Here is a 26,867-nt window from a genome sequence, read left to right as displayed (position 1 = left end):
GTGTGGTTTTGTTTTTTGTGTGGGGGGGGGGGGGGGGGGGCGCCCCCCCCCCCGGGGGGGGGGGGGGGGGCCCCCCCCCCCCCCCCCGGGGCCACGGCCAGCGGAGCCGCCGCCGCTACAAAGAGCTTGCAGCGCAGCTGGCACCTGGCGGACAGCCTACCGAATCGACGTCCAGGTGTCCAGGGAAGTGGTGGTAATGCGCTTGGCACCGGTTTGCACGGTGGAAAAGCGGGTAATGACGGTTTTTTTCAGGCTGAATTTCTGAGGAGCGGTAGCGGTTTTCATAGGTTTGCGAAAAAAGGTGAAGAGTGAAGCAGAGAATGGAAAAGTGGTGTTGCTTATTGGATGAAACAAACTTATCGACGGCGTCAATCGGTGCAAAAACTATTACACCAATGGGGCGATTGGTTGGACCAACCGCCTTTTTCTCTACCATTCCAAGCCTCGCCCGGCCCAAACCCGGGAGGCCCTCCCCCACCGCCCTTCTCCTTTGAGGGCACGGCGCGTGGCGCTCGGGCATTTAGCTGTTTATTCGCTCTCATAATGAAGCGCTCAGGAATAAGCGTTGGGCATAAGCCGGATTCGAGAAGCTGCTAGATTACTATGAAATCTCCTCATAAACAAGTAGAAATTATACTAATACATGTTACAGTATGGTTTATATACATTTTATATGAGTCGTTTCTACTGCTGTTTGTCAACATCGTTGGCTTCAACTACTGGGAAACGGGACTGAATTTTCTGCTGTATGCCGGGCTCTTCTATGGCAACGGGCACTGGCTGCTGCCGGCGGTATACAAGAGCCGCCTCTACGGCCGGTTTGCCCTGGGCGTGCTGGTATTGTTCGCCGGCTACGGGGCGCTGCGCTACCTGCTCAACGTGCATCTGCTGCCGGCGCTGCCACAGCCCATGCTGCGGCCCGTGGTGGATGTGAACATGTTCTGGGCCCAGACCGTGTCACGCGGATTTTACTTCCTCATGGCCAGCTTTGCCTACTGGTTTGCCCGCAATGCCATCATGCTTGAGCGGCAGCAGCGCTGGCAGGAAGCCCGGATGCGCCTCACCGAAAAAAGCCTGCTCGAAGCCGAGGTAGCCTTTCTGAAGAACCAAATCAACCCCCACTTCCTTTTCAACGCGCTCAATTTTCTCTATGCGCAGGTGTATCCGCTGTCCGAGAGTGCGGCCAAGGGCATTCTGTTGCTGTCCGACATCATGCGCTACGCGCTGAAGGAAACGAGCGACAACGGCAAGGTGCTATTGGAAGAAGAAGTGCATCATATGCACAACTTCATCACCCTGAATCAGCAGCGCTTCAGCAACCGCTTGCAGATTCGTTTCGAGACGGAGGGCAGCGACCAGTTTCTGATGATTTTGCCGCTGGTGCTCATCACCTTTGTCGAAAATTGCTTTAAGCACGGCGAGCTCTCGGACCCGACCGCACCACTGCTCATCCAGCTGCGTATCAAGGATAACCGGCTCTACTTTTACACCTTTAACAAGAAGCGCACCGGCCCCAAGGAAAAAACCACCGGTATTGGCCTCGCCAACACCCGCAAGCGCCTGGAAATCATTTACCCCAACCGTCATTCGCTGACGGTGGAAGACGGTCCCGATTCCTACACATGTACTCTTCTCCTTGAGCTTTAAAACATGATTTCCTGCTTCATTATCGACGACGAACAAGGTGCTCTGGACATCCTGACCACCTTCGTTAGCAAAACCCCCTTCCTCTCGCTGACGGGCACCAGCACCAACCCGCTCGAAGCCCTGGTGCTGGTTCAAAACCAGCCCGTCGACCTCATTTTTCTGGACATTCACATGGCCCAGCTCTCGGGCATCGACTTCATGCGGCTGCTCAACGGCCGCAGCAAGGTCATCCTGACCACCGCCTACAGCGAATTTGCCGTGGAAAGCTTTGAGTTGAACGCGCTGGACTACCTGCTCAAGCCCATTTCTTTCGAGCGGTTTCTGAAAGCCGCCCAAAAGGCCCTGAACCTGTTCGTAGAGCCGTCGGCCAAGTGGCAGCTGCCGGACAAGGAGGATGACTACATTTTCGTCAAAACCGAAAACAAAGGCAAAATGTCGAAGGTCAATTTCGACGAAATCGTCTACGTCGAGGGGCTGAAGAACTACGTGTCCATCTTCACCCACGACGACCGCATCATCACGCTGCTCAACATTAAAGACCTGGAGGAAAAGCTGCCCGCCAAGCAGTTCATGCGGGTGCATAAGTCTTACATCGTGTCTTTGGCTAAAATCAAGGCCCTCGACGGCAACCAGATTCTGCTCAAAGACATGAAGGCGTACGTGCCGTTGGGCGAGACGTATCGCACGACGTTTTTTCATGCGCTGCAAGAGAAAATCATGGGCGGCAATCGCAAGTAAGCGGCCCGCTGCCTTAGCCCGGAGCTAAGGCCCGGGCCTGCTCCGAGCGGTAGTGGCGATGCAGGAAGTCGTACAACACCAACTCGTGCAGCCGGGGCTGGGCTGAAATCAGGCGGTTGAGCAGCATGTGAATGTAGCTGCCCAGCAGCTCGTCGAGGTCAACCTCCAGCTCTTGCCGCAGGTGCAGGGCCAGCACCCGTTGGGCCAGCGCTTGCACGGCTGGGCTGCGGTGGTAGGCCAGCAGGGCGAAGGGCTGGCCCGTGGCGGCGGCCTCGGCCTCGTCGAGCAGCAGCACCCGACGGATGGCTCCCCGATGTGCGCGGTACTTGGCGTCGAGTTGCAGCCGGAGTTCCTTGCCGGCCTTGAACTCGCGGGCAAACGCGTCGCGGAGCAGCGTCAGCAGCGCCAGCTTGCGTTTCGGGGTGTATTCGAAGGCATCGAGTAACGAGTCGATGAGGCGCAGGCCCCAGAGCCAGGGCTCGGCATCCGGGCCGCCCACGGCCGCGCTGTGGGCCAACAGCGCCACGGCGTGGTGACTATCCGCGTAAAACAGGTTTTCGGCTTCCTCAATGGTATGGGAGCCGTAGCGCTCAAGCTCACGGGAGTAGGTATCGGCCTGGCTCTTCCACACCGCTCCCGAACGCAGGTAAGGCTCCAGGTACTCGTTGACCACACCAATCACCTCACCAAGCCGGTCCGGGTCGGCGAGGTGCAGGCGCAGGCGCAGGTGGGTGTCTGGGTCGGCGTAGCGCACAAAAAACCACCGGTCGGCCAGCCCTTGGGCTTGCAGCGTTTCGGTGAGCGGCCCCACCAGGTCCACCAGGAGCTGGTCGGCTACCTTGGGCCCGCAGTACAGCTTGGTGTAGAACCACTCCGAGCCCAACACAAAATTGCGCGGCACCGCCCCGTGCGGCGCAAGGGGCGCCGGGGGCGCGTAGCTGGGCGTGACGCGCAGCAGCGAGGCCACAAACTGGCTCACGTAGGGCCGGCCCGCGGCGTCAGTCACCGGGCAGTGGGCGGGGTCAAACAGAAACTCTTTCAGGCGGATGCTGGCGCGCGGGGCCACTAGGTCCAGCCAAGCCCGCACCGTGGCGGGAAGGTGGGCGTCCACCAGCAGCTCGTTGTCGCCGTCGGCCAGGGTGAAGCGTTGCGGTAGGTGCCAGCGCGCCCGAAAAGCGCCAAAGCGTGCGTCCAGGCTCTCTGCCGGGCCGCCAAGCAGCTCCTGAAAATCACCGGCTTCTAACTGCCATGTGGCGGGCTGAAGCACCACCTGCTCGTAGGTGAGCCGCGGCAAGAACTTGGTGTACAGCGATACGGCCTGCCAGCTTAAGTTCAACTGTGACTGCCCGCCCTGGGTTTGCAAGTCGCACAGGAAGTGATAAACCGGCAGCGCCCGGGAGGTGTAGTTGTGGGCCGTACTCAGGCGCGGCACCACGAGGCAGTTATGCCGTGCCGAGCGCAAGAGCACCTGCCCCCGGCGCACCGATACGAGCAAGTCCTGGGCGGGCACCTGCTGCTCGGGGGGCAGCGTGGACTGGGCCAGAAATGGGATTTCCAGCGCTCGGAAGTGCGGCCGCAGCAGGATGTTGCCCACCCGACTTGTGGGCAGGTGGCACACTTCGGCAAACCGTACCCCGGGGTTGTGCTCCTGCTCCCAGGCGGTAATGTCGCACACCACCTGCGCCACGGCGGGGTCGGCGTGGGCGAACCGGCCCAGCAGATTGGCCGCACTGGAGCCGCCCACCGATTCCAGCACGATTTGCTGGGCTTCGCCGAAGGAAAACACTACCGAGAACGACGGCGGCAGGGCACAGGCCGGCTCCTCAAACTGCCGCAACTCGTCTTTGGTGAGGCGCACGTTGTAGTCGCCGTTGCGGTCGGCGGCTCGAAGTTTTTGGTACAAAAAGTACTGCACCTCGCTTAGCGCAATCGACCGGTTCGGGGCCTCGTCGGCCAAAGCGGTGAGGTCATGTACCAACGGCGAGAAGGCGCTGTTGTCGTGCCCCGCGTAGCTGATGCCGCTCTCATCGTCTAAGGCTTCCAGCAGCGGCACCTCCTGGTCTTCGTAGCGGGCGGTGAACAACTGCGCAAACCGTTGCAGCCGCGCGTGGGTGGGCGGCTGGGCCAGGTACGCGAGCGCCCCCAAGGCGTCGAGGAGCCGGGCCTGCAAAGCCTGGTCCAGCGTGCCCTGGGTCAGGCCGCAGGTCAGGTCCGTCTGAAACAGCTTGCTTTCTTCGACGGAGGCCCCCAACTGCTGAAGCTTCTCAAGAATGGCGGTGTACGCTTCGCGGGCATTCACCGCGCCCGGCTGGTCCAGGGCTGCCAGGGCCGCCTGCACCTCCTGCCACACCGCTTGCAAGTCCCCAATCGCCGCGCTGGGGGTTGGCACTTGCAAGCGCGCCAGCACGGCCGTGACGTGAGCACTGAACTCGGGGCCCGTCACTGTGGGCTCCAGTTCGCTCACCAGTAGCTGCCCGTCAATCAATTCCTCAACAAAGGCCTGGGCTTCGTCGGGCGCGGTACCATCGCCGAGCAGCACCTGGGTTAGCTCGGCCGAAGTGGCACCGGGCCGGCTGCGCGCCAGCACCCGCTGCAATGGCTCCGACGCCACCACCGAGCTGATTTGATGCACAAACTGGCCGGCTTCCTGCCGAAACTCGGTGTAGCGCAGCGCCTCGCCCGCAGCGTAGAGGCTGCTGTTGGGGAAATAGCGCAGCCGCTCCCGCACGGGCGGATACATGGCCAGTTCCCGGGCCAGGGCGCACAGGTAATGCATGTCCAGGCGGGTATGCCGGCTGTCCTGGGCGGGGTCTCGCACAATTGGGCTGCCCGCTCCCCAGGGCACTACGGCGCACCCTGCAAAGAGGGCAAAGGGCGTGCAGCGCGTACTCATTCGTGCGTAGTAGCGCAAGAGGCTGTTGCATGCCCGGGCTTCCTTTTTGGCGTCGGCGCTGGCACTCTGCCCCAAGCGCCGGGTTTCGTCGTACAGGCTCGGCGAGGCCAGGTACAGGGCCTCGGCAAAGACGGGGTTGCTGGCTTGCCGCCGCACGGTGTCCTCGTCAAAATCGCCGACAAACGCGTTAACCGGCGTACGCATAATAAGAGAAGGATGAAAGCAGTACGCGGTCTGTATTGAAGTTTTCAAGGCGCAGGAGGCAGTAGAAGAAAGGGAAGCAAAACCGGGGCGGGCTTTGCCGGGGCAGCCCTTGCCGCCAGGCCAGAGCATTGGGCACTGAAAGTAACACAAAAAACTGCCTGAGGTGGTCTAGCCAAGCCGGGCACAGTTGGGACGTGGTTTGCAGGTGGGTTTCGAAGTGGTTGGACGAGTGGTAGCCGAGGGTAGAATGGCGGCGCCCGGCGTTGTAATAGGCAATGTGGTGGCTGAGTCCGAGCCTGACTTCGGCCCGCCGTAGAGCCATCTGGAGTGCGCGCGCCACGCCCTACGATGTCGATAAAAACGGCACCGCCAACCGCCGTCTGCGGTACCTGCTGCGCCACTGCTTGCCCCAGGTCCGCTCAGCGTTAAACAGCAACTGCCTGGAAAGCCGGCTTTTCCGGCTTTCCAGGCAGTTGCTGTTTGTGTGATGGTGACTTATTGCCTGGACAAACGGCTCGTCCACAGGTGCCCTTCTTCGTCGCTAATCAGAATCAGATACAGTCCTGGTTTCACATCTTTCAAGTCAAAAGCCTGATTGGTGATTCCCGTTTTCAACAGTCTGCCCGTGATAGTGTAGAGCGAAAACGCCCGCTGGCTCTTCCATTCCACCATCACTTCATCTCCCGCCGGATTTGGGTAGACGTTAATGGCCAGCTGTCCGGCCTGGCTCCGGGTGGCCAAGGCCCCCGCATAGGCAGTGCTCATGTAATAAAGGTTCGCGGTGGAGCCTTTGGTGAGCTGATGAGCGCCGGCGGAGAGGGCCAGCGTTAGCCGGCCGGCGCTTACCGTCTCGTTGGTGCCGTCCACTTTAATCGTGCCGCTGAAAGCATCATTAAACACCAGTGTTAGCGTGGCGGCAGCGGTAGTCGTAAAGGCAATACTCGTTGATGACTCCAGTTTCAGGCACTGCGTCAGGCTCAAGCCATTATAAGTTACCGTCCCTTGCGACGTTGAAAGGTTTCCGGTGATGGTATAAAAGGAACTGGTGGTGCCAGCCACGGTGAAATTATGCACCATCCCTGACGTGCCGGTACCAGGGCCAGGGCCAGGGGTTGCCGGTACCACGCCTTGAACAGAAACCAGACTGGTGGTGTAATTTACCAAGGCCGTTTGCAAAGGCAAATTGACTGCAGAAGAGGCATCATCAACCGCATTGTTGAAGGTCCACTGAAAATCGCCACCCTTCACGCGCCCCGAGTACAGCATCACCTTTGCCTGAGCCGCTGCTGGGCTATCGGGCGTGTAGGTATACATGATGGCCGGGTTTGTATCGAAGTTGTTGTAGGTGTTTCTGCCATAGGCCGACGCGATGGTGCTTCCGACCGTTTGGGCTCTGGCGGTAACCACATACGCATCAAAATCAGCCGTAGAACTTGGGTAGCCGGTAGCGCCATACGGCACAAAGCGCAGCTGCCCGACCATGTAATTATCGAATGCCTTGATAGTCCCCCCGTCCTCTTTGGAGAAAATGGGCATGTTCACGTAGTCATTGCGCTGCGTAACCGGGTTGTAGACATCCGAACCCTGCATGGAGGTTAGCATCGGATACTTGCAGTTGCGGAAGTAGTTACCTTCCATGAACACGGAGGAGCCCAACGTAGCGCCGGCCCCGTACTTCGCATTGCCATCGTAGTAGTTATTGTAGACGTGCGCCGAATAAAACCGAACCCGGGGATGACGGGAATCTGAATGGTCGTACCAGTTGTGGTGGTAGGTGATGTACAAGCCCTGGGTAGTTGCTTCGCTCAGGCCCAAGAGGTTGGACTTGCCCGTGTCCCAGAAGTGGTTATAAGAGAAGGTTACATAGGTCGATTTTTTGCAATCCAGCGCCCCATCGCCCTTCACCTGGTCGGGGTCGCTGCCCGCGTGTCCGTAAAAGAAATCGACGTTGTGGACCCAGATGTAATCATTGTCCTGCTGCAGGCCAATGCTGTCGCCCTCGTCACTGTCGCAGTTCATCACCCCGATGTTGCGAATTTCAATGTTGGAAGCGCCTTTTATCCGAATTCCCCAGCCATCCGCCACGGCATCGTTCCCCACGCCTTCGAGGGTGATGTAGCCGGTGGCAAAATTGCCGTTCTCGATGACAATGTCTCCGCTTTGCATGTAAGCCAGGTCGGTAATTTGCCCCACCAACCGCACCAGCAGCGGCCGCGCATCCCGGCCCTTCTTGAAACCTTCCAGAATGGTTTGCAGCCCCACACACGGGTTCACCGTGGCCCCGGTCACGTTGAGGGAAACGGTATTCTTGGTGTTTTGCGTGATGTAGAGTACCACCGCGTTGCTTTTCACCGTGCCGTTGGCGTTGTAGGCCCCCGGCACCCGGCCATTGCTAAAAGCAAACCCGGCACGGTCCTGGGCCAGCACCGTCAGGGAGCTGGTCACCGTAGCAGTCCCCTCTACCCCCGAGATAACGGGCACAACTTTGAGCGTGTAGGTTCCCGGCGCAAGCCCCAGGGCATCGGCTCGGTAAAAGGAGCCATAGTTTCGGATAAGCTGGTCGTCCAGCTTCTGGTTTACAATGCCTCCGCCGCTGTAGTACACGTTATAGCTTTGCGCAACTGTGATTGGCTGCCACCGCACATAGGCTGATTCCAGCCAACCGGATGATTCCACGATGGTTAAAGCCTGGGCCCGCAGAGCCAGGGAAGCCAGCATCAAAAAAAGGGTAAGCAATTGCTTCATAGTCTGAGACGTTTGGGTGGGTAACGACAGCGGCCATTGGTGAAAAGGGTCAGCACAAACCTACCGCTAAGCTTCAGTAAATGAGTGTTTAGCGAACCATACGCATGACTTAAGTTATGCAAACGATGCCGGGAACGATGCCGAACGAATCGGGTTGGGAAACAACGGCCGCTCCCACGGCATCGCCTGTGTAGCTGGCAGCGTGGAAACGGCTTCGTGTGGCACAGGTAGTTTACCGCTTTGGTGGTTGGGGATGGGCTGAAGTGGTTTGGAGGGATAGGCAATGGCCTCCATTGCCGGGGAAGGCTTACGCTCTGTGCCCAAGGTTGCCCGCGTGCTTCGGGTGATATAATCCAGTCCACTCCCGGCTTCATTGCCGGGCGCAAAATCAATACGTAAATATCAGATAATTAATAATATATGCTGCTGCATCAAACGGATTAACCTAGTTCTTTGCACAGAAGTCAATCAGCAACTAGCTTTACAACTGCATTAACAACTAAAACCACTTTCAAATACACAACATGGTATACACAGTAGGTGGCATTAAAGGCGGCAGTGGCAAAACGACGATTGCAACCAATCTAACGGTATTCCTACTTCAACAGGGCCGGGATGTTATTCTCATAGATGCGGACGACCAAGAGTCAGCATCTGATTTCACCTCTTTCCGTCATCAGACCCTGAATGGTGAGATTGGTTACACTGCAGTCAAAGTAACAGGGCGCGAGTTGAATGCCCAAGTGATGCGCTTATCCACCAAATGTGATGATATCGTAATTGATACGGGCGGCCGTGATACAGTCAGTCAACGGTCTGCCTTAACAGTTTCCAATGTGTACCTAGTCCCATTTGCCCCTCGCTCACTCGACATTTGGACCTTGAGGAAAGTAGAAAACCTCGTCGCAGAGGTTCTCCCATTCAACCCTTCCCTCCGTTGCCTAACCTTCATTAACAAGGCAGACGCTCGCGGCACATACAAAGAAGAAGCGGCCGAACTCCTACGCGGGTCGGAGCTTTTGGAGTTTTTGGATACGGCTGTTGGGAACAGAATTTCATTTGCAAACGCTGCCGCTGCCGGTTTGGGCGCAATGGAAATAAAACCAACGGATGAGAAGGCAATTGCAGAAATCAACGACTTGTGTATGAGCACACAGAAGGCCGCTGCCGAAAGCAAATGACAACTGCATAGAGAATTTTATTCACAACCTGTTTCACAACTTTTTCTACAACTTAAATCAGTTGTAAGTGTCATCCCAGCTATTACAAGCGCATCCCAACCATGAAGAAACCAAAGCTGGGCCTCCCTCCCATTGGCCCCACCTCTGCTGCAATGTCAAATCCAGCCATGCAGGCGATGATAAACAAGGGTGGTTCCATTTTAGAAGAGCCAACTCCAATCGCGCAGACACCGGAGCCTGCCGAGGATAAGCTCAAATCTTTTACGTTTAAAATTTATGAGAGCGAGCTGGCTCAAATCCGCGCTATTCAGGATATCTTACCTAAACGGGATAGAATTTCCATACACGACTTCGTATTGGCAGCGGTTAAAGAAAAAATCAAAAAAGAATCCAAATAAACAACTCTATTTAGTTGTAAAAACAGTTGCAATAATAGTTGTTAAGTAGTCGTGCAAAAGTAACCGTAATATCCAATCCGGTCATGCTGAATACCCTTACTTCTGCACGACTACTTCGTACAGCTAATCTACTTCCGGTAGTTGCTTATCTGTGAACTGATGGTCGTGGCCCGACACATTGCCCATCCTCAGCAACTGCGCCTGTGCGGCTCGTTCTGGGTTGAGGAGTTGTTACAACTGGTCCTGCAGGGGTTGGTGGTGATGACGGAAAACGAAGATGCTGTCTGCTTTCGTAAGGGGAACAGAAGTACCAGTAAGTTTCACTGTTTGATTACAATACCAGTAAAACAAGCAGGCAACGTATACTCATGATAGTTGTGTTATCAGTTGTCAATTTACTTGTATAAGCAGTTGTAATTTCAGTTGTATTACAGTGTAATCATTCATGTTCAACACACTAGTTATCTATTTGTTATACCAACATCAATCATGATTTTCACTTGGTCGTGAGTTTGGCGTTTAGCATTGCGATTTGTTGTTCAATATTCATTGCCGCTTCCATACGCTTGTCACCTGGGTACAAGGCCTCTGGTGCTTCGTGCTGCATCCATCGAAGTGAAATCTGTAAGTCATCTATCTGGCTCCGCAGCTTCTCCTGCTGTCGGTTTGCACTGCTTGACACGCGCCCTTTGTTTGTGGGAGTTTTAGGCTTTTGGTAATCGGCTAAGAAGTACCCTTCGGTAAGCGCTTTAAATACTGCTCCCCCTTCCTTTTTAACCTTACCCGCTGCGACCTGAGCCCGAATTGTCGCCACCACATACCGGATATACCCTTCATCGTAGAAGCCAGCATCCAGCTGCGTCCGAACCTTCAACATACTTTTCGAGGAAATGCCCGAGGCAAGCAAAAGAGCCTCCCAGCCATCGTCTGTCACCATATGCGCAGGTAGCTGAGCCTTAACCGGAGCGAACATGAATTTGATGTCAGTAACATGGCGTCCCTGCTTCAGAGCCTCGTAAGTGAAGGGGAGGTCCGTAGCGGCGAGTTCCTCCTGTGCTCTGTCAAGAATACGAGCCTTGAAATTATCCCACCTGTCGTACCCAGGGCCAAGCTTCAGCATTGCTTTCAGCTCCGCTAAGCTTAGCAAACGCTGACCAAAAGCCGCGTACTCCCGGAGCAACCAATAGATGCGATGCGAATAAGGATTTTTAAGCTTGAGCAGTTCGGTTAGCTGAGCTTTCGTGAAGTTGTCTCGCAGCTCCAAGAGGTACGGCATAACAGCATCGTTGAAGCGCGCCTCTACCGCGCCTTCACCACCACGGTATTGCGCGATGGAAAGCAGGGGTAACACGACAAAATCAGGCTGGCGGCCTCGGCGGCCATGGGTGCTGAGCTGCTCAATTGTGAGGGTGCGGGTAGCGAATTTTTCCACGGCTTCCCTTACAACTTTGTACGTGTTTTGGCTGCTTGACTCCCCAATTAGCTCACTTACCTCAACCCGACATAAGGAAAAATGAGTGTCATTTCGACCCACTCGGCCCAAAAGGTGCAGGAATAACCGAGTTTCGAGCGGTCCAAACAAAAAGCGGGCATTGATGAGTGCATTGTGTTGGACCACAAGTGGAACAACTGCCGGTAGGGGAGGAGCGGGAATATTCATAGTTCGAGAAAGGGTGCTTCAAAAGTAGGTAAAATTGCATAACCCTACAAATAATCTATTTGTAGGGAGTTCACCCCAATTTTGTAGGGAGTAAAAGCCCTTACCACCCCAATTTTGTAGGGAGTTCACCCCAATTTTGTAGGGAGTTCACCCCAATTTTGTAGGGAGTTCACCCCAATTTTGTAGGGTTATACCTTCAGAACTTTCTTATTTACAACAACTTACGGACAGGGTAAACTATATAAACTTAATAAACAATAACAGCTAGTTTATTTTAGTCGTCTGTTTTTTTGAGTTTCAACCTTAGACATGTCTAGGTGTCCATGTACCACAGTTAGTCGATGGCGCGGGCACCCCAATTTTGTAGGGAGTTAAATCATAAGAACTTGTTAATCAGTAAAATATATAATATTATACGCCTGAATTTCAGAGCAACTCCCTACAAAATTGGGGTGAACTCCCTACAAAATTGGGGTGAACTCCCTACAAAATTGGGGTGGTTGTATAAATTCAGAATGTGCGGGTAAAAATGCAGCGGTCCCCCGCACTTTTACCCGCAGCAAGGCGCTGGGGCACTCAGGCAAAGAAGAGTAAAAAAAGGCACAAGCGGGGAATTTTTATGCTTTTTTATACTAGTAAATGTATTGACTTTCAGTTGAATAGGTTAGCGTATTGTTGAGCTTTGCTTCTGCTATACGCTGCAGTACGCTTGTGGCTGAGCGGGTTGGGGCTGCCGTTGAGTGATTCTTTTGGCACCAATCCCGCATCCCGGGCACGCATGAATTGCAGTGTACGCTTCTCTCCGACAGAAGTGAAAGGAGGGCGCTCACTGGCCGAATACGGCCCTGACGGTAGCAACACCTACTGTCCTCCCCCCGCGTCGTCTGGGTTGCGTCTGGACTGCGCCTAGCATGACTCAGCTTCGGAGGCGGCTTCCCCCCCCGTGCGGGTCCGCCGGGCGGTTGTGGGCGGCACAGCGGGGCCCCAACCAGCTGGCTAGCGGGCTTGCCGGTGCCCGATGGGCTACGGGATGGGTTTGAGCACCGGTGGGGAGGTGCGGAGCTGCTGCAAGATGATTCCCCAGAGAAGCGGGTAGGGAATTATCTCAACTTCGGCAAACGCCTCGCCCGGCGGTGGCGTGTTGGCCAGCTGGTGCAGGAGCGGTACGGCGCGCTCCGTACACCTGGTGGGGTCAAAATGCTCATCGGAGATGAGCTGAAGCAAGCGGAGGAACAGGCGGGTGCGTTGATTGGTGGCTTCCCGCAAGTGGCGCAGCCGGTATTTGCGCAGGGACTCCACCCGGAGCACCACGGCTTCGGCATCCTGCTCCTGCAGGAAATAGAGCACCTGACCAACCAGAATGGCAACGTTGAGCCCGCATTTATCGCGGCTGTATTCGGGCATCATTAGCGCAAGCCTGCCCAGCTGCCGGCGGCGGGCGGGGCTGGGCTTGGCAAGCGGCCGCACGAAATCCAGGTAGGCCCCGAACAATTCCCAGCGCTGTTGCGCCCGTTTGCTTTGCCGTTCAAAAACCGGGTTGAGATGAGCACGCTGCACCACCCGCCGGGCCAGGTCAAACTGGCCGGCGTGCAGGGCCAGCAAGAGGCGGTGCTCCTCAAAATACGTCCAGTTCAACGACGTAGGGTGAAAATGCTTCTCGGCTTCCCGGGCCACCTCCAACCCCATTTCTGGTTGCTGGGTCAACAGGTACGCATACATTCTCATGAACAGGTTAAAGCGGACATCGAACCGATGCGCGTTGAACTGCCCGCGGGCCAGCTGGCGCTCCGACTCCAGGGTAAGGTCAATGATGCCATGGTAGTCACCGGATTGCTCCAGGTACACCATTTGCATCCGGTAGTAGAGGTCGGCCGTGCCGGGGGTCTGGGCCTGTAGGTGCAGCTGCCGCAGCTGTTCGAGGCGGGACTCCAGCGCGGCGAGCACGGTGGCGAGCTGGGCCACCGGGCCGGTGCGCGCCAACCGCACGTCGGCGTATACCGCTTCGGCTTGCTCCTCCAGCCGCCGGAGCGCTTGCAGGCGCTCCAGGTCTTGCACCACGGCCCGGAATTTCTTCGCCTGCTGCATTTCGGCATAAATGGTGCGCAGCTGCTGCGCGGCCTCAATCGCATGGGCCGTAAAGCCATCCTGCTTGGCCTTGGCCAAGCAGCTAACGCAAAGCCGGGCCGCCAGCGTAGCGGCCCCTTCCTGGTAGAGAATCAGGCCCTTGTGCAGCAGGTCGAGGCATTCGAGCTGATACCGACGGGAAACCGAAAAACGGGGGTCGGAATGGTCGAGGAAGTAGAGGTGGTTGAGCAGTTTGCCAAAAACGCGGGAGTGCAGCTGGCGAAAAGCAGTATCATTTTTGGCCGAGGGCTGGTCGTAGAGCGAGCGAACCAACTGGTTCCGAGTGGGCTCTTTGCCTTCGGCCAGGGCCGATACCAACCGGTTTTCTTTGACCTTATCGCCGGCCTCAAAATCAAGCAGCGGTACTTGCCCCTGCCGGCGATTGATGATGAGGCGAGCCAGATTGCGAGAATCTTTCATTTGGTAACGTATCCGACAGGGCGGCGAAAAGGCAGGAATTATCTGTTTCCGCTCAGTCGGGGAATAAATGATTAATATATCCAAGCATAAAAAGTAAAAATAAAGCGCGGCGGACGCACGTTCTGCTTTATCCTACCTTTACCGGGCAACCGGAAACCGCCCCGCTGCTGGGAATTGCCTGGTTTGCGGTATACAACAGGATTTTCACCGTTCTGGTACTCTCAATCTGTCTGCATGGCTTACACGCCTCGTCTTCTGTTGCTCGCTTCCCTGGCCGTACCGGCCGGAGCCACGAGCAGCTGTTCTTCGCCCTCGAAGCCCCAAGCCGTTGATGCCCCTGTTCGCATTCGCTGGGCCCGGGACCCGGAAGCACTGGACCCGCTCACGCAGCCTAACCAGAACGCCGTCGAGGCGCAGGGCTTGTTGAACGGCGGCCTGCTGGCCATTAATCCCGAAACCAGAAAGTTCGAGCCTTTTTTGGCCGAAGCCCTACCCACGGTGAGCTTCAGCGGCGATTCGCTGACCCTGCTTTCCTACCGCCTGAGGCCAGTGGCTACGTGGGACTCGGGCAAGCCCATCACGGCCGCCGATGTCGCGTTCACGCTCAAGCTCCTTTTTTGCAAGGGCGTGCCCAACGAAGGGTTTCAGATGCAGGAAGCCTTTATCCGGGATATAAAATCGGACCCGAGCGACGCGCGCCGGTTCACGCTCTTATGCAAAGGCAAGGCCCCGGATTACGTGCAGGCCTCGGGGGATTTTCCCGTGGTCCAGGAGGCCGGGCTCGACCCGGAGGGCCGCCTGAGAAAGTATACCTTGGCCGAGTTTCAGGGCCGGGCCAGTGCCAGCCGGCGCGCGGAGCTGGCCCAGGTGCAGCAACTGATAGCCGCCCGGTACACGGCCGCTAGCCCGGCACAGCACCCGCAGCAGCTGAGTGGGTGCGGGGCCTACTCGCTAAAGGAATGGAGCCGGGACCGGCAGGTAGTCTTCGTGCGCAAAAAGAACTGGTGGGGCGATAAAGCAGGCAGCTCCGTGTTGTTTCAAGCCAAGGCCTCACGGCTGGAATACGTCATCATCCCGGACGAATCCTCCGCCTCGCTGGCGTTGCGCAGCGGGCAGTTCGACGTATTTCCCAACGTGCCGGCACGGGTATTCGAACGGCTGAAAAACTCAGCGGCGGCACAGCAGAAACTGGCTTTTTATACCTCGCCAACCTACGAAGTGATGACGGCTGGTTTCAACACCAGCCGGCCCGCCTTGCACGACGCGGCCACCCGGCAGGCCCTGAGCCGACTCTTCGACGCCGAGCAGCTGCGCCAGGCCAGCCAGCTGGGCAAAGGCTTCCGGACGGTCGGCCTCGTCAGCCCGCAGGAGAAAGGCAAATACAACGACAGCCTAGAACTAGTGCCTTACAGTCCGAGCGCGGCCGCCGAGCTGTTAACGAAAGCCGGGTGGCACCGTGGGCCGGCCGGGTGGAGCCGGGAGCGGGGAAAAAGCCCCGAGCAGCCGTTAAGCCTGCAGGTGCGCTATCGGGGCGGGGACACCAATTACGAGCTCGTGGCCCTGCAATTTGCCAGCGCTGCCAAGGGCCTGGGCATTCCGGTCACCCTGGCACCCACCGAATCGGGCGTGTTGCGTGGGCTGCTGCAAACGGGCGACTTCGATGTGTACGTGCAGAGCATCAAAGGCAACCCGTTCCTATTCAACTTTCTGCCCATCCTCGGCACCCCGGGTATTGGCGAAGGCAACCTGACCCGGTTTGCTTCGCCGGCAGCGGACCAGCTGATGCAGCAGGTGGCCGCCGCCGAGTCATCGGCCGCGCGCGATTTGCTGTTGCGCCGGTTTCAGGCCCTGATGCAGCAGCAGATGCCGCTGGTGCCGTTGTACTTCGTTGCCAACCGCGTTATTGCCAGCAAGGACGTAGCGGGGGTAAACGTCATGAGCCTAAAGCCTGGTTACCTGGCCTCTACCATTTACCATCTGGCCCCGGCCCATTAGCGGTTTCTGTAACAGAGAAGCTTCCCATTGGCCGCTGGGTTCAATCGGGCCGGCATCAGCGCCGGCTCGCGGGTCTCCCAGGCGGGGCTCCAATTCAGCCATTTCAAATTGCACAGCGATAGTGGCAGCTTTGCCCGGAAAACAGAAGTATTTGTTTTAAAATTGCACTTGTAATCAGTGCATTATGAACAAATACTGAGGTCCTTTCTGTCAGCTACCGCGCAATTAATGGCAATATTTCGCTCCCATTTGGAATAGGCATAGGGCGTTTGATATGTCACAAAATACTCTATCCGATACGGAACCAACAACCCGGTATCAATTGCAAATTGATTATAATCAGCAATTTGCAATTGTATGTAATAAAATATTATTAAATATATCAAAAATAATTACAATAACACCGTGGCAAATATATTCCTTTTACATTGCCTACTTGACGGGATAAATTTGCGTTGAAAACCAGCCACTAGTTGATAGTTGCTGGCTGTCCGCCAAAGAGTTGTTCTAATTCGCACAGAATAATCAGGCGCTCAGCGTTTGATGAAATAGCAAATCACCCTTTCCACTTTTCAGCCTATCGAGCCGCATTGTAAATAAGGATTCTACCCAGTCAGTCCGGTTGGCCCCCGCCAGTCTGATTACCAATACGGCTCGTAATTTTATTAAAAAAAGTCCCACCGCATGCGATGGGACTTTTTTTTAATAAAGAGTAGTTGTTTATGGTGTCGTTCGAAAATTGCGGGAACGGCATGCTTAATTTGCCGATACATACACAAAAAAAGGCCGTTGCATTGCTGCAACGGCCTTCTAAGTAGCAGGCTCGGCCTAGAGGTGTCTACCCCACCTGTTCAGCCAAGACCATGCAGCACGAGAAGGTCCTTCCTTTCCACATTTCCAGCCCGTGCGGGGTACTTATGGGTCAAAGATAGCAAAGCGCTAAGCAGTGGCAATAGCCGCTTTATCCAAACGGGTACATTTACTCGCTTAACCGCTATCAATAAGCGACGAATGCTGGTTGCGTCGAGGAAAATATTCCCCAATGACTTGACGTTAACTTGTTGGGATTTCGGGTCCAGTACCAGTCATTACAGCAGGCTTTACCCGATTTTCACCTCCACTGCTGCTCTATAAATAAGGGCTGCTTTATAGCATTTTCTGCAAATTTGGGGAGTTCAAAAAGCTTTCCTGGTACTCACATTTTCCCCAGACCGCGACTATTGAAAATTCGGCAGAAAGAATTTTATTGCGGTTCTTTGGCAGTTGTCTAATCCTTTCCCCTACCACTTCATGCCTGCTTTATCCAGCCACGCCCGCAATTTAAAGAAAGTGTACGTTTTCGACGGCCGTGAAAACTACATCCGTGAATACGAGACCGTTACTGCCTGCGCAGAAGCACTGAATGTTACCCGGCAAGCCTTAACAATGGCCGTCTCCCGGGCCAGTATTCTCGACAAGAAATACTACGTTTCCTATGACGAAACCTTCATCCGGCAGCGAAAGCAGAAGGAGTTTAACCCGTTGCGACCGCCGGTGCGAGCCCTACAGGAGGTGGCAAGCAACCCGGCCGACCCTGCCTCCGGCAAGCGGGCAGCAGCCAAAAAAGCGGTTGTAATCTCGCCGGCCAAAGCAAAGGCGGCCGCCAAGCGGGCCACCGATATGGCGCTGCGTTCCCGCTCAATCCTGTATTGCTTCGACGAAGGGGGGTTTGGCCCGTTCACTTCGTTCCACTAGTAGCACCGGGACCAACGCGGGCCCTCGGGGGGCGGGCAACTGGCCCCGCCAAAGTCGGAACACCGAAGGTCGCGCCAGTACTGCGCAACGGTAAACGGGCTGGTTTATGGGTTGCAAGCCCCGGCTGACGCACCTACGAGGACCACCGGCGTGATGTACATGCTGAGGCATAAAGCCTGGGCGATGCAGCGCACGACTGGTTTGGGCAAGCTCTTGCAGCTCACGGGCATCGTGTAGCCCGTGCCCCGCTCCAGTTCGATGCACTCGGCGTCTTGAAGCCACGGCAGCGGTACGCAGGTTTCAGGCACTGACCGCGGTGCAAAGATGTAGCTCAGCCGTTCGTTGCCCCAGCCATGTGCTGTGCTACTGGTTTGGGCGCGTACCGCGCATCCAGCGTCCAGCAGCTTTTTATTTGCCGATAATGTCGTTGCCCCAGCCGCCGCTGCCAACCGTTCCATCGTTAGCGTTTACATCGTTGCCCCAGCCGCCGCTGCCAACCGTTCCATCGGCCTCCGTTTGGGCGGGAGACGAGTCGTTGGCGTTCGGCTGGCCCGTAGGAGCATAACCAAAGACGGTGGCGAGCTGAAACAGAGCGATGGTGAAGAAGTCGAACATGGCCAGGGGGGGTAAGTGTTTGTGTATGAATTAAGAACACAACAAAATTAGGGCACCCCCAGAGGCCAAAAAAGGACACTCTTAGTGTAAATCAGACAATGAATAATACAAGTAATTCTTTAATATAATTAAGATTTTGAAAAACATAACCTCAAATGCAGTAAATCAGCTGAGATTATATTTTCGTATTTCTACAAAATATAGCCTGTATGTGACATATTAGCCAAAAATTAGCTGTATTATCACGATACAAAGTTGAGGTGTATCCACAAATGAAAAAAGGAAACACGTCTCGTTTTTAAGACATGTGTTTTTACGCATGACCAGGTTTACAAACACTGATTCCAGCCTACCAGCGCTATTTTTGCATGAATGATATTTCCAATCTTGCGCGAATTGTGACATCGCGGGCGCTGCATTCGGTGCCGGTGCTTGACTTGTATGCCGGGCATAAAACCAAGGAATATCAATTGGTGCATGCTCTCCTTGACGCACCAGATACCACCCAGAACCAGCTGGTTAAGGCATTGTACGGCAAAGCATCGGCTCCCAATGTCCGGGCGATGCAGAAGCTCCAGTCGCGGGTACGCAGCAAATTACTTAACCACCTGTACTTCCTCGACCACTCCGACTCGCGCCACCTAGTTTCGCGCCGGTACCAGAACGAATGCCTCGACTTGCTGCATAAAATCAGCATTCTCTTCGCCGAAGGCGAATATGTGCTGACCGAGCAGTTGCTTAAGCGCTGCCTGAGCATGGCCCAAAAGGGGGAATTCACGCAGTACATCGTGCAGTGCGCCCGGATGCTAAGCACGCTTTACGCGCAGATGCGCAAGGCCCACTTATTTGAGAAAACGGATAAGGTGCTTCAACAGGCCCAGCTCACCCAATCCTTGGAAGACGAGGCCGAGCGGCTGCACGCCCGGACGCAGTTGGCCCTGGCCAGCACCGTGAGCAGCCGGCGGGCCGTGCTACCCCAGCTACCGGCACACCTGGAGAAGCTGGAAGCGCTGCACCGACGGGCCAAAACATTCAATACCTACAACTATCTCTACCGCCTGCGCCTGGCCATCCACGAGCTACAGGGGAATTACCCGGAGATTATTCGCCTGACGGCGCTGGCCACCAAGCAGCTGCGCGAGGGCAAGCTCAATGAGCGCCGGTTTGATAAGCGCTACAACCATTTCATGACCGTTTTTGCGCATTTGCGCAGCCGCCAGCCCATCAAGGGCCTGAAATTGGCGCAGCTGGCGATGTCGGACTTCCACCCTTCTTCCAGTAACTGGCTGTTTTTTCAGGAAAACCATGTGCTTTTAGCCCTGCACGCCCAGAACTACGATTACGCGCAGCAGCTGTTCACGACGGTGATGAAAAACTCGGCCTTCTCCAAGCAGCGCCCGGCGGCGTTGGAACGCTGGGATTTGTACAAGGCTTACAGCGACTTCGTGCATCCCGCGCAGCGGATAGGTCCCGCTCGCCGGGTGCAAATGGCCCGGTGGGCGCTCATGCTGCCGGAGTTCAGCCGCGATAAGAGCGGGCTGAACTTGGCCATCCTGGTCCTGCAAATGCTGGTTTATATGCGTGAGCGCAATTTCGAGGAAGTCATGGTGCGCCTGGAGCGCCTGCGCAAGTACCAGCAGCGGCACATGGTGGGCAGCGGCATGATGCGCAGCAAGCTGTTTCTGCGTCTGCTGCGCATCATGGTGGACAATGGCTTCCATTCGAAACAGGCGGCAGAAGGCGGAAAGGCTATTTTGCAGCAACTGCAAAGCACCAACCCTCCTGGGGAGGCCTACGCCGAAATTGAAATCATTCCGTACGAACACCTGTGGGTGCTCATCTTGGAGATGCTGCGCGAGCCGTTCCCCGTGCCGGTGGCCTTCGGAGCGCAGGTCCGCCCGTAGCCACGCATTCCCGGCGCGGATTTTGGCGCGCTTCCCTGGAGCGCGGAGTGCAATGCTTATTCGAAGTCAAAAACTACTGCTATAGGGGCCTTTTTATAGCATCGGGGGGATAAAATTACGCTAAGCCCTTTTCGGCTGCTTGGGCTAGTGGCTCAGCATTGCCAGCAGGTACTTGCGGTAGCGCTTGACACTGGAGAGGCTGATGCCCGTCAGTTCCACGGTTTCGGCCACGGAGAGCCCTTTTTCTAACGCCTTTTTTACTTTGCCCAGGTTGTCGGCATCGAGCCCTTTGGGCCGGCCGATGTGCTTGCCTTGGGCGGCCGCCAACTGCTGACCGGCCTTGGTCTTCTCCAAGATGCTCTCGCGGTCGTACTCAGCCAGCGAGGCGAAGATTGAGAGCATGAATTTGCCCGCTGGCGTCGTGGTATCAATGCCCAGGTCCAGGGCTTTGAAGTGGATGCCGCGCTGGTGAAACGAGTTGACTAGGTGAATGACGTGGTCACGGCTGCGGCCCAAGCGGAAGAAGCGCGCCACCAGCACCGTGTCCCCCTCGCGCAACAAGCCCAGTAGCTCACCGAGCGCGGGCCGTTGCAGGCTCATGCCCGTGATTTTGTCCTGAAAAATGCGGTCGCACCCGGCCTTGGTCAGGATGTCGAGTTGGGTGTCCAAGTTCTGGTCGAGGGTGGAGACACGGGCGTAGCCAAAGGTTTTGTTCATGTGGGGCCAGAAAGTCAGGTTCACAAAGATAAACCCTTGTTTATTTTTGGCCCGACTTTCTGGCCCTACCTTTTCGACCTCTTGTCCTTGGGGCTGGTCTCGGTGAAGCATGGTCCGGAAAGCTATGGCTTTTTGAACCTGCTCCAGACACATGATTTCACCCTTTCTTACCGCACCCGAACGCCAGGGTTACCAACAAGTACCCGCCGTACTCAGCGAAACCGACCTGCGCCAGTACTTTCACTTGACCGGCGCGGACCGCGAGTTTATTCAGCGCCAGCGCCGCGACGGCAACCGCCTGGGCAAGTACACCCTCCCCAGCCAAGTGGAAGTACAACCCAACGGGCTACGCAACCGACGAAAGCCGCCGGAAAGGGCTTAGAATAATTTTCTCCCCCCGCTGCTATAAAAAGGCCCGTTAGCGGACCACTTCGACCCAGCCTTTGTACGCAGCGGCCGTCCCCGGCGGTCCCCTGGCTCTTCTCCGGCCCGGCCCCGGAGCGGGACTGCCCGCCGAGCAGGCACCCGCCGTCGGCCGTCGGCTGCACCTTGGGGAGCCATTCGGCGTCTGGGCCGCCGTAGGAGCGGTCCCACTACCTCGCGCCCTGCGCATCGAGCTTAACCACCCAGTAAACGTCTTGCCCGCGGCTGGGCTGGCTCTTGGTGCCCGTTGCGCCCGACGCGGCTTGGCCGCTGACCACGTAGCCGCCGTCCGCCGCGCGGGCCAGCTCGTCTGCCCCGGCTCCGCCGTCCACGCGCTGCCATTGCGGGGTGCCGGCTGCGGCTTAGCCTGCCTCCACCGGCTCGCGGTAGCTGGCCAGTACCGGGTGGGGAAGGGCAACGAAGAGCCCCGAGTGAGGGTCCTCGACCAAGCAATCAGCCGAGAAAAGCGCGTAGCGCAATTCCGAGTCCTTCACCCCCGCCACACGGTCGGGCGCGACGTGCCACAGCACCTGAAACGCTTCGCAGGCGAGTACTTCGGCCAGTGGGGTTTCATCGACGTGGCCAAAACTATCGGCCAGAAGCAAGCAGTTTTTGATGGCACCGGTTTCGTCCACACAAAGCTTGCGGTTGTAGTACGGGTTAAACCGCTGCGCTTCGGCGAAATACGGCAGGCTGACTACGTACCGCGGACGCGGCGGCACCCGGCGCAGGTCCGGCGTTATAAATGCTACCTTGCCGGGGTGAACCGTGCTGGCGCGGGCACTTGGGGCCGCGTGGACCACCAACGACAGGATTTTGGGGCATCGTGCGTAGAGGGCGTCCGCCAGGGCGGGGTCGGCCAGCGCAGGGCTATGGGTCAGCAACAGGGTCACCGACTGAAAGCTTTTGTCAACGAGTGCATCGGCCAAGCGCAGCACTTCGGGCCAGCACCCGGCGCGGGTCGTGAGCCGCAACTCCAGGTGCCGGCACTGGAGCGCGTCGAGTTGCGTGAGCACCGCCGCCAGGTCATACTGCTCAAACGCGTAGCTGACGACGGCATTTAGCACGGCATGCGGCGATTGCCACTGCAACGACAGCGGCGGAAAGTCCAGCGGGTCGTCCACGAAAAGGCCCAGGTCCCGCTCCAGCAGGAACGCGAGGTATTTGCCGAAGAGTGCGGCGTCATCCGGGGCGTACTGCTGCTGCACTGCGCGCCAGGGCCGCTGCCGCATGTCCAGCAAGATGCGGTGCAGGACGTTGGGAATGGCCACCAGTTGGCCGCGTTGCAAGTCGTAGATGGCGCTACGCGCTTTGCCCCCGACCGAAATGTTGTGGGCGTACAGGCAGAAGTAGGGTTTGGGGGACATGGCGCTAGAGGTAGTCCTGCATCACCAGGTTGGAAACGGGCTTGCCGGGGGCGGTGCCGATGTAGTGCTGGGAGTGGTGCCGGGCGCTGCGGCTAAAGCGCCGGCCTTCGTAGTTTTCCGCGAAGGTGCTCGCGTCGGTTTTCACCATGAAGCGGTAGCTGATGGGCAACTGCGTCAGCAGCTCTTCCGGGAAGAGGGAGTGAATGTCGAGCACTTTCATGCGGCTTCTTGTTTGATTAACCAGTCAGCAATTTCTTTTTCTAGGGCGTAGTTGCAAAACGTGGATTCGGCCAGGTACTGCCCCACCGGATTCACTTCGATGAACACATGCTCGCCCTGCACGGTCCGGATTAAGTCGATGGAGCCCGTGTTCAGCCCGATGGTGCGCATGAGCGTGTCGAGCACCTCCGAGAGGGCAGGGGGCAGCCGGTACGGCACATGGTGTACATGCGCGGCGGTGCCATCCAGCTTCTTGTCGACGCTGCGCTGGGCGCTGTTGAGGACGGCGGTGGCAAAAAACCGCCCGTCAAGGTAAAAAACCCGAATTTCGAAGTCTATCGCCACCTTCTCCTGAAACAGGGAGGGGAAGAACGTGGCCGGCAGCGCGGCGATGCGCGCTTCGTCGATGGCCGTGGTGAGCACCACGGAGGTGCAGCCCTCGTGCTGATAACTTTTGCGCACGTCGGCAATGGGCTTGCTGATGAGCTGCCCGTCGAGTTGCTGGTAAAACGCACGCAAGTCGCGGCGGTTGTTGAGCACCCGGGTGTGGGGCACCCGCAGCCCGCAACGGCTGGCCACATCGAGCAGCTCCAGTTTGTTGACCTTGATTTGGTGAAAAGGCGTGAGCCAGGTCTTGTCCCGAAACAGGAGTTCCAGGTAGTCCACCAGGTCGCGGATTTCCGTGCGTACTTCGAAGGTCAGCTGGTCGGTGTGCGGCGCGGCCGGGTAAACGAGGCGATTGGTGGCGCCCACAAAGCGGCGGTGCCAGATGGTGGTAATCAGGCTCTTGACACTCAGCCCATCGATTAGCACATCGCGGTTGGGCAGGTCCACCACGTACCGGACCCGGTGGTTGAGCAGGTCGGCCAGCGATACCTTCACAAACGGCACCTGGTAGTGCAGCAGCCAGCTGATGACCGGGTCGGTGCCCTGCTCGTATTCTTCGTAGCCCAGGACCAGTATCATGACGGTTCTTCGGGGGATACGCCCCGCAGGACCTGCTTGGCGAGGAGTTCTTGCCGAAGGGTGGGGTTGATACGCACCGCTACGGCTGCGGCGGTGTCGGGGGTGGCCACGATGTAACGCAGGTAGGCCAACAGGTTGGCCGACACGGCGAAGGCTTCGTGGCGGTGCTGGTCGTAGAGGTAGTTGTACTGCCGCCCTTGGTACATCTCGTAGCGTTGTTGGTTGAAGGTGTAATAGCTGGGCACGAGCGGCGGCCCGGCGCTGGCCACCGCGGCACCGCCGAGGTCCAGGTAGTGATGAATCATGCGCCAGTAGAGCCACTGCTCGGGGCGGGTGCGCAGGTACTGCTCGAGCAGGCCGTAGCAGGATTGCAGCGCGTGCTGCACGTAGGCAGCCCGCGGCACGGCCCGGCTGGGAACAATGGGCGCGCCAAACACCACGCGCACGTCATCGGGCCCCACGCGGTACGACACGATGGGCACAATGGGCACGCCGGCAGCGTAGGCCAGGCTGGGAATGCCCTTTTTGGCCAGCAGCTTGTGACCCAGCAGGTCCACCCGGGCGTAGGACTTGCTGTTGGCCTCGCTCACGGCATCGGGGTTGCCGTCGATGAAGGCCATGATGCTTTTGCCCGCTTGCAGCGTGTTGTGCATTTCCAGCATCACGCTGGGGGAGTCCGCGTGCAGCACGTCGAGGCGGTCGGTGGCGGCGGCCTTGTGCAGCATGTCGGAGGTGATGCCTTCGCGCAGGGTCAGCACCGAGAAATCGAAGCCCAGCTTGCGGAGCAGGGTGCCCACCATCTGATACGAACCAAAGTGGAAGGTGCAGAAGATGTAGGCCTGCTGGCCCTGCTGCTCCACAAAGGCGGTGTCGCCCTCGGCGCGGGCCTGCCCCAGCAGCAGCGCGCCGGACACCTTGCTTTCGAGCTGGGCGCTGAGCTGCATGTTGTACTGGGTGTCCAGAAAAAACGCCAGGTCGTCGGCGGCGTGCTCCGGGAAGAACCGCCGCTTGGCCGCGCGGTAGCGCAGGAAATCGCCCATCTGATGCACGTTGGCTTCTAAGCCTTCCCCTAATTGCTGCACCGAGTGGCGCAGGGCCGCAGTGGCTTGCCGGTACTCATCAACGGTCGTTATCATGGCTCAATTGGTCCTGAGGAGAAGGATAAATGGTGAAAAAGACACAGCGGGCGGCACGGGCCCGGATTCGGTCAGGAGGGCACGGCCACCGGGGGCTGCGCTTTGGCCACCGGCTCGGACTTCAGCCGGACCAGCACGCGCTGCACCATGGGCTTGAACGTGCGGTAGATGAGCACGAGGAAAAGCACGCAGAACACGGCCACTTTGAGCAGGTAAAACGTGCTTTCGAACATCGTCTCGTGGGCAAATTGCCCCTGGTGGTAGATGCGCTGCACCGTTTCCTGGTAGCTGTGGTAGAAGCCCGAATAGCCCAGGTAGGAAAACCAGGAAATCACGGCCAGACGGCCCACCGCGTAGACCAGCAGGGCCAGCTCGCCGGACACGGCCAGGCCGGGGCTGCGAAACGGGACCTGGCCCCGGTGGCGCAGGTAAGCCCAGCACTTGGCGGGATAGCCCCGTGCGGCCGCCGACAGGTTCGGCACGGCAAACGCGTCGCTAAAGAGCCAGTACCCGTCGTTGCGAAAAAAGGGGTTTAGCGAATACAACGCCAGGGTTGCGTTGGTCAGGAAGAAGGAAAGAATGAGGTACTGCGCGGGGCCACCGTGGCGCACAGCCGCTTCGTAGGCCACATAAAACGGAATGTTGAGCAGCAGCTGGAAATAAATGCCGGCCAGGTTCACCAGGGCGCGCTTGGCCTTGGGCAGCACCCAAATCTTGGTCACGTCGGTGTAGAGCACCGGCAGCACGAGGTAGAAGCCAAACCCTACTTCCTTGGGGATGATGCCGTAGCGGGCCGCCGCCGTGGCGTGACCTAACTCGTGGAACAGCCCCACGACCGCAAAAAACAAATAGCCTCCCAGCACCATGGCCAGGCCGTGGGCCGGCGAGATGGGGGTGTGCAGCACCTGCGCCTGGTGCAGGCGGAACAGGAACGACGCCGTGGCGGCCAGCGCCAGCGCCAGCAGGACCGGGCCGACCAGGGGGTGAAAAAGGAAATCGAGGTGCCGCGTCAGGCGTGCGAGCGTGCGTTCGCCGATGAGCTTGACCTGCCCGTACACGTAGTTCTGGTTGCGCGTGGGCGGCGCACTGGCCGCGGCAATGATTTTGTCCAGGGTATCGTCGAGAATCTGGTCGAATTTCTCGCGCGACAGTGCCTGGTTAAATTCTGCGGCCACGCGTGCCTGAATCTCAGGAAACGATTGACCGGCTTTGACTTGCTGAATGATGCTGAAGAGTAGCGCCCCGATGTAATACAGCTTGTTGTTGCATTCGAGGGCAAACGTGGTGTCCGATACTTGCACCACCGCCAGTGAGCTCAGGCGCGCTTGATTGTTGTTTTCCATGTCTGTCTGGGTTTGGGATTGGCGCGCGAGTCGCGGGAGATGCAGATAAAAAAGAACAGGGGGAATGAAGTGGTGAAGTACACGAAGTGCTATCTGTGGCAGATAGTCGATTACCGTGATGGTATGGTGTGGCACATACCCGTCACTCCCCCTGTTGCTTTTCAGTTAGTCAAAAGACATTGGCTGGTGGGCCGGTCTTAGCTGTCGAAGCAGCAGCTCACGGAGATGGCCTCCTGGGCTTCTACCATTTCAAGGCGCTCTTCCAGCTCGATAACGAACAGGTTGTCGTTCAGCTCCTGGGCAGTGGTCAGTTCAGTGTTCATAGGGTATTGGGTGTGGTTGTTTTGTTGCCTACTCTGGACGGTTTTCGGCTTCCCCGTAAATGAGGTGACAGCGTTTCCTAGCTGTCGAAGCAGCAGCTCACGGAGGTCAGCTCCA

Annotated in this window: 22 protein-coding genes; 8 read left to right on the top strand and 14 right to left on the bottom strand. The window is 57.4% G+C overall.

The features are described 5' to 3' along the window. Positions 1 to 156: 156 nt before the first annotated feature. Positions 157 to 285 (bottom strand): hypothetical protein, encoded by a 129-nt coding sequence (locus ACVWYF_RS22555; protein WP_457072450.1) that lies wholly within the window; start codon positions 283 to 285, stop codon positions 157 to 159. Positions 286 to 603: 318 nt separating this feature from the next. Between ACVWYF_RS22555 and ACVWYF_RS22550 the strand changes: the two genes are divergently transcribed. After that, positions 604 to 1,647 carry a sensor histidine kinase gene (locus tag ACVWYF_RS22550; RefSeq protein ID WP_457072449.1) on the top strand — a complete coding sequence of 348 codons (1,044 nt, stop codon included), beginning with the start codon at positions 604 to 606 and terminating at the stop codon, positions 1,645 to 1,647. A 3-nt stretch (positions 1,648 to 1,650) separates the two neighbouring features. Next, complete coding sequence (locus tag ACVWYF_RS22545) at positions 1,651 to 2,385, top strand: LytR/AlgR family response regulator transcription factor (protein ID WP_457072448.1); 735 nt, start codon at positions 1,651 to 1,653, stop codon at positions 2,383 to 2,385. A gap of 13 nt (positions 2,386 to 2,398) precedes the next feature. Here the strand turns inward: ACVWYF_RS22545 and ACVWYF_RS22540 are convergent, their stop codons facing one another. Further along, complete coding sequence (locus tag ACVWYF_RS22540; protein WP_457072447.1) at positions 2,399 to 5,482, bottom strand: lantibiotic dehydratase; 3,084 nt, start codon at positions 5,480 to 5,482, stop codon at positions 2,399 to 2,401. Positions 5,483 to 5,977: 495 nt separating this feature from the next. Beyond that, positions 5,978 to 8,227, bottom strand: a complete 2,250-nt coding sequence (locus ACVWYF_RS22535; RefSeq protein WP_457072446.1) for a pectate lyase family protein — start codon at positions 8,225 to 8,227, stop codon at positions 5,978 to 5,980. 524 nt (positions 8,228 to 8,751) lie between these two features. Between ACVWYF_RS22535 and ACVWYF_RS22530 the strand changes: the two genes are divergently transcribed. Together ACVWYF_RS22530 and ACVWYF_RS22525 are read left to right on the top strand one after the other, a co-directional pair. Then, entirely contained in the window at positions 8,752 to 9,408 is a 657-nt protein-coding gene (locus tag ACVWYF_RS22530; protein ID WP_457072445.1) for an AAA family ATPase, read from the top strand. Positions 9,409 to 9,509: 101 nt separating this feature from the next. Further along, complete coding sequence (locus ACVWYF_RS22525; RefSeq protein ID WP_457072444.1) at positions 9,510 to 9,806, top strand: hypothetical protein; 297 nt, start codon at positions 9,510 to 9,512, stop codon at positions 9,804 to 9,806. 496 nt (positions 9,807 to 10,302) lie between these two features. Here ACVWYF_RS22525 and ACVWYF_RS22520 read toward each other — a convergent pair whose 3' ends face one another. Together ACVWYF_RS22520 and ACVWYF_RS22515 are read right to left on the bottom strand one after the other, a co-directional pair. Further along, a complete protein-coding gene (locus ACVWYF_RS22520) occupies positions 10,303 to 11,466 on the bottom strand; it encodes a RepB family plasmid replication initiator protein (RefSeq protein ID WP_457072443.1) in 1,164 nt (387 codons plus the stop codon). Between the two features lie 1,023 nt (positions 11,467 to 12,489). After that, the gene (locus tag ACVWYF_RS22515; RefSeq protein WP_457072442.1) at positions 12,490 to 14,010 is read right to left on the bottom strand and encodes a hypothetical protein; all 1,521 of its coding nucleotides are present in this window, start codon (positions 14,008 to 14,010) and stop codon (positions 12,490 to 12,492) included. A 234-nt stretch (positions 14,011 to 14,244) separates the two neighbouring features. Between ACVWYF_RS22515 and ACVWYF_RS22510 the strand changes: the two genes are divergently transcribed. Further along, positions 14,245 to 16,005, top strand: a complete 1,761-nt coding sequence (locus ACVWYF_RS22510; RefSeq protein ID WP_457072441.1) for an ABC transporter substrate-binding protein — start codon at positions 14,245 to 14,247, stop codon at positions 16,003 to 16,005. Between the two features lie 1,290 nt (positions 16,006 to 17,295). Further along, positions 17,296 to 17,739: a hypothetical protein gene (locus ACVWYF_RS22505; protein ID WP_457072440.1), complete on the top strand. Its 444-nt coding sequence runs from the start codon at positions 17,296 to 17,298 to the stop codon at positions 17,737 to 17,739. Between the two features lie 104 nt (positions 17,740 to 17,843). Here the strand turns inward: ACVWYF_RS22505 and ACVWYF_RS22500 are convergent, their stop codons facing one another. Together ACVWYF_RS22500 and ACVWYF_RS22495 are read right to left on the bottom strand one after the other, a co-directional pair. After that, a complete protein-coding gene (locus ACVWYF_RS22500; protein ID WP_457072439.1) occupies positions 17,844 to 18,047 on the bottom strand; it encodes a hypothetical protein in 204 nt (67 codons plus the stop codon). A gap of 100 nt (positions 18,048 to 18,147) precedes the next feature. Further along, positions 18,148 to 18,354 carry a hypothetical protein gene (locus ACVWYF_RS22495; protein ID WP_457072438.1) on the bottom strand — a complete coding sequence of 69 codons (207 nt, stop codon included), beginning with the start codon at positions 18,352 to 18,354 and terminating at the stop codon, positions 18,148 to 18,150. Between the two features lie 368 nt (positions 18,355 to 18,722). Between ACVWYF_RS22495 and ACVWYF_RS22490 the strand changes: the two genes are divergently transcribed. Beyond that, the gene (locus tag ACVWYF_RS22490; protein ID WP_457072437.1) at positions 18,723 to 20,258 is read left to right on the top strand and encodes a hypothetical protein; all 1,536 of its coding nucleotides are present in this window, start codon (positions 18,723 to 18,725) and stop codon (positions 20,256 to 20,258) included. A gap of 144 nt (positions 20,259 to 20,402) precedes the next feature. On the opposite strand, the gene ACVWYF_RS22485 is transcribed toward ACVWYF_RS22490, so the two are convergent. Further along, on the bottom strand, positions 20,403 to 20,975 hold the full coding sequence (locus ACVWYF_RS22485) for a recombinase family protein (RefSeq protein WP_457072436.1): 573 nt from the start codon (positions 20,973 to 20,975) through the stop codon (positions 20,403 to 20,405). 151 nt (positions 20,976 to 21,126) lie between these two features. Here ACVWYF_RS22485 and ACVWYF_RS22480 point away from each other — a divergent pair, with 151 nt between their 5' ends. Beyond that, on the top strand, positions 21,127 to 21,357 hold the full coding sequence (locus ACVWYF_RS22480) for a DUF4158 domain-containing protein (RefSeq protein ID WP_457072435.1): 231 nt from the start codon (positions 21,127 to 21,129) through the stop codon (positions 21,355 to 21,357). Between the two features lie 403 nt (positions 21,358 to 21,760). On the opposite strand, the gene ACVWYF_RS22475 is transcribed toward ACVWYF_RS22480, so the two are convergent. The 6 genes from ACVWYF_RS22475 to ACVWYF_RS22450 form a co-directional block, all read right to left on the bottom strand. Next, on the bottom strand, positions 21,761 to 22,765 hold the full coding sequence (locus ACVWYF_RS22475; RefSeq protein WP_457072434.1) for a hypothetical protein: 1,005 nt from the start codon (positions 22,763 to 22,765) through the stop codon (positions 21,761 to 21,763). A 4-nt stretch (positions 22,766 to 22,769) separates the two neighbouring features. Next, the gene (locus tag ACVWYF_RS22470) at positions 22,770 to 22,985 is read right to left on the bottom strand and encodes a hypothetical protein (RefSeq protein ID WP_457072433.1); all 216 of its coding nucleotides are present in this window, start codon (positions 22,983 to 22,985) and stop codon (positions 22,770 to 22,772) included. Continuing rightward, the gene (locus ACVWYF_RS22465; protein ID WP_457072432.1) at positions 22,982 to 23,950 is read right to left on the bottom strand and encodes a hypothetical protein; all 969 of its coding nucleotides are present in this window, start codon (positions 23,948 to 23,950) and stop codon (positions 22,982 to 22,984) included. Before ACVWYF_RS22465 ends, ACVWYF_RS22470 begins: the two co-directional genes overlap by 4 nt. Then, positions 23,947 to 25,086, bottom strand: coding sequence for a hypothetical protein (locus ACVWYF_RS22460; protein WP_457072431.1), 1,140 nt, complete (start codon positions 25,084 to 25,086; stop codon positions 23,947 to 23,949). Before ACVWYF_RS22460 ends, ACVWYF_RS22465 begins: the two co-directional genes overlap by 4 nt. A 71-nt stretch (positions 25,087 to 25,157) precedes the next feature. Next, positions 25,158 to 26,429, bottom strand: coding sequence for a hypothetical protein (locus ACVWYF_RS22455; protein WP_457072430.1), 1,272 nt, complete (start codon positions 26,427 to 26,429; stop codon positions 25,158 to 25,160). A 197-nt stretch (positions 26,430 to 26,626) separates the two neighbouring features. Next, a complete protein-coding gene (locus ACVWYF_RS22450; protein ID WP_457072429.1) occupies positions 26,627 to 26,752 on the bottom strand; it encodes a hypothetical protein in 126 nt (41 codons plus the stop codon). Positions 26,753 to 26,867 lie beyond the last annotated feature (115 nt).

Source organism: Hymenobacter sp. UYAg731 (assembly GCF_054061335.1).
Note: the sequence above shows the minus strand (reverse complement) of the source record. Positions and strands in the feature narration are given on the sequence as shown.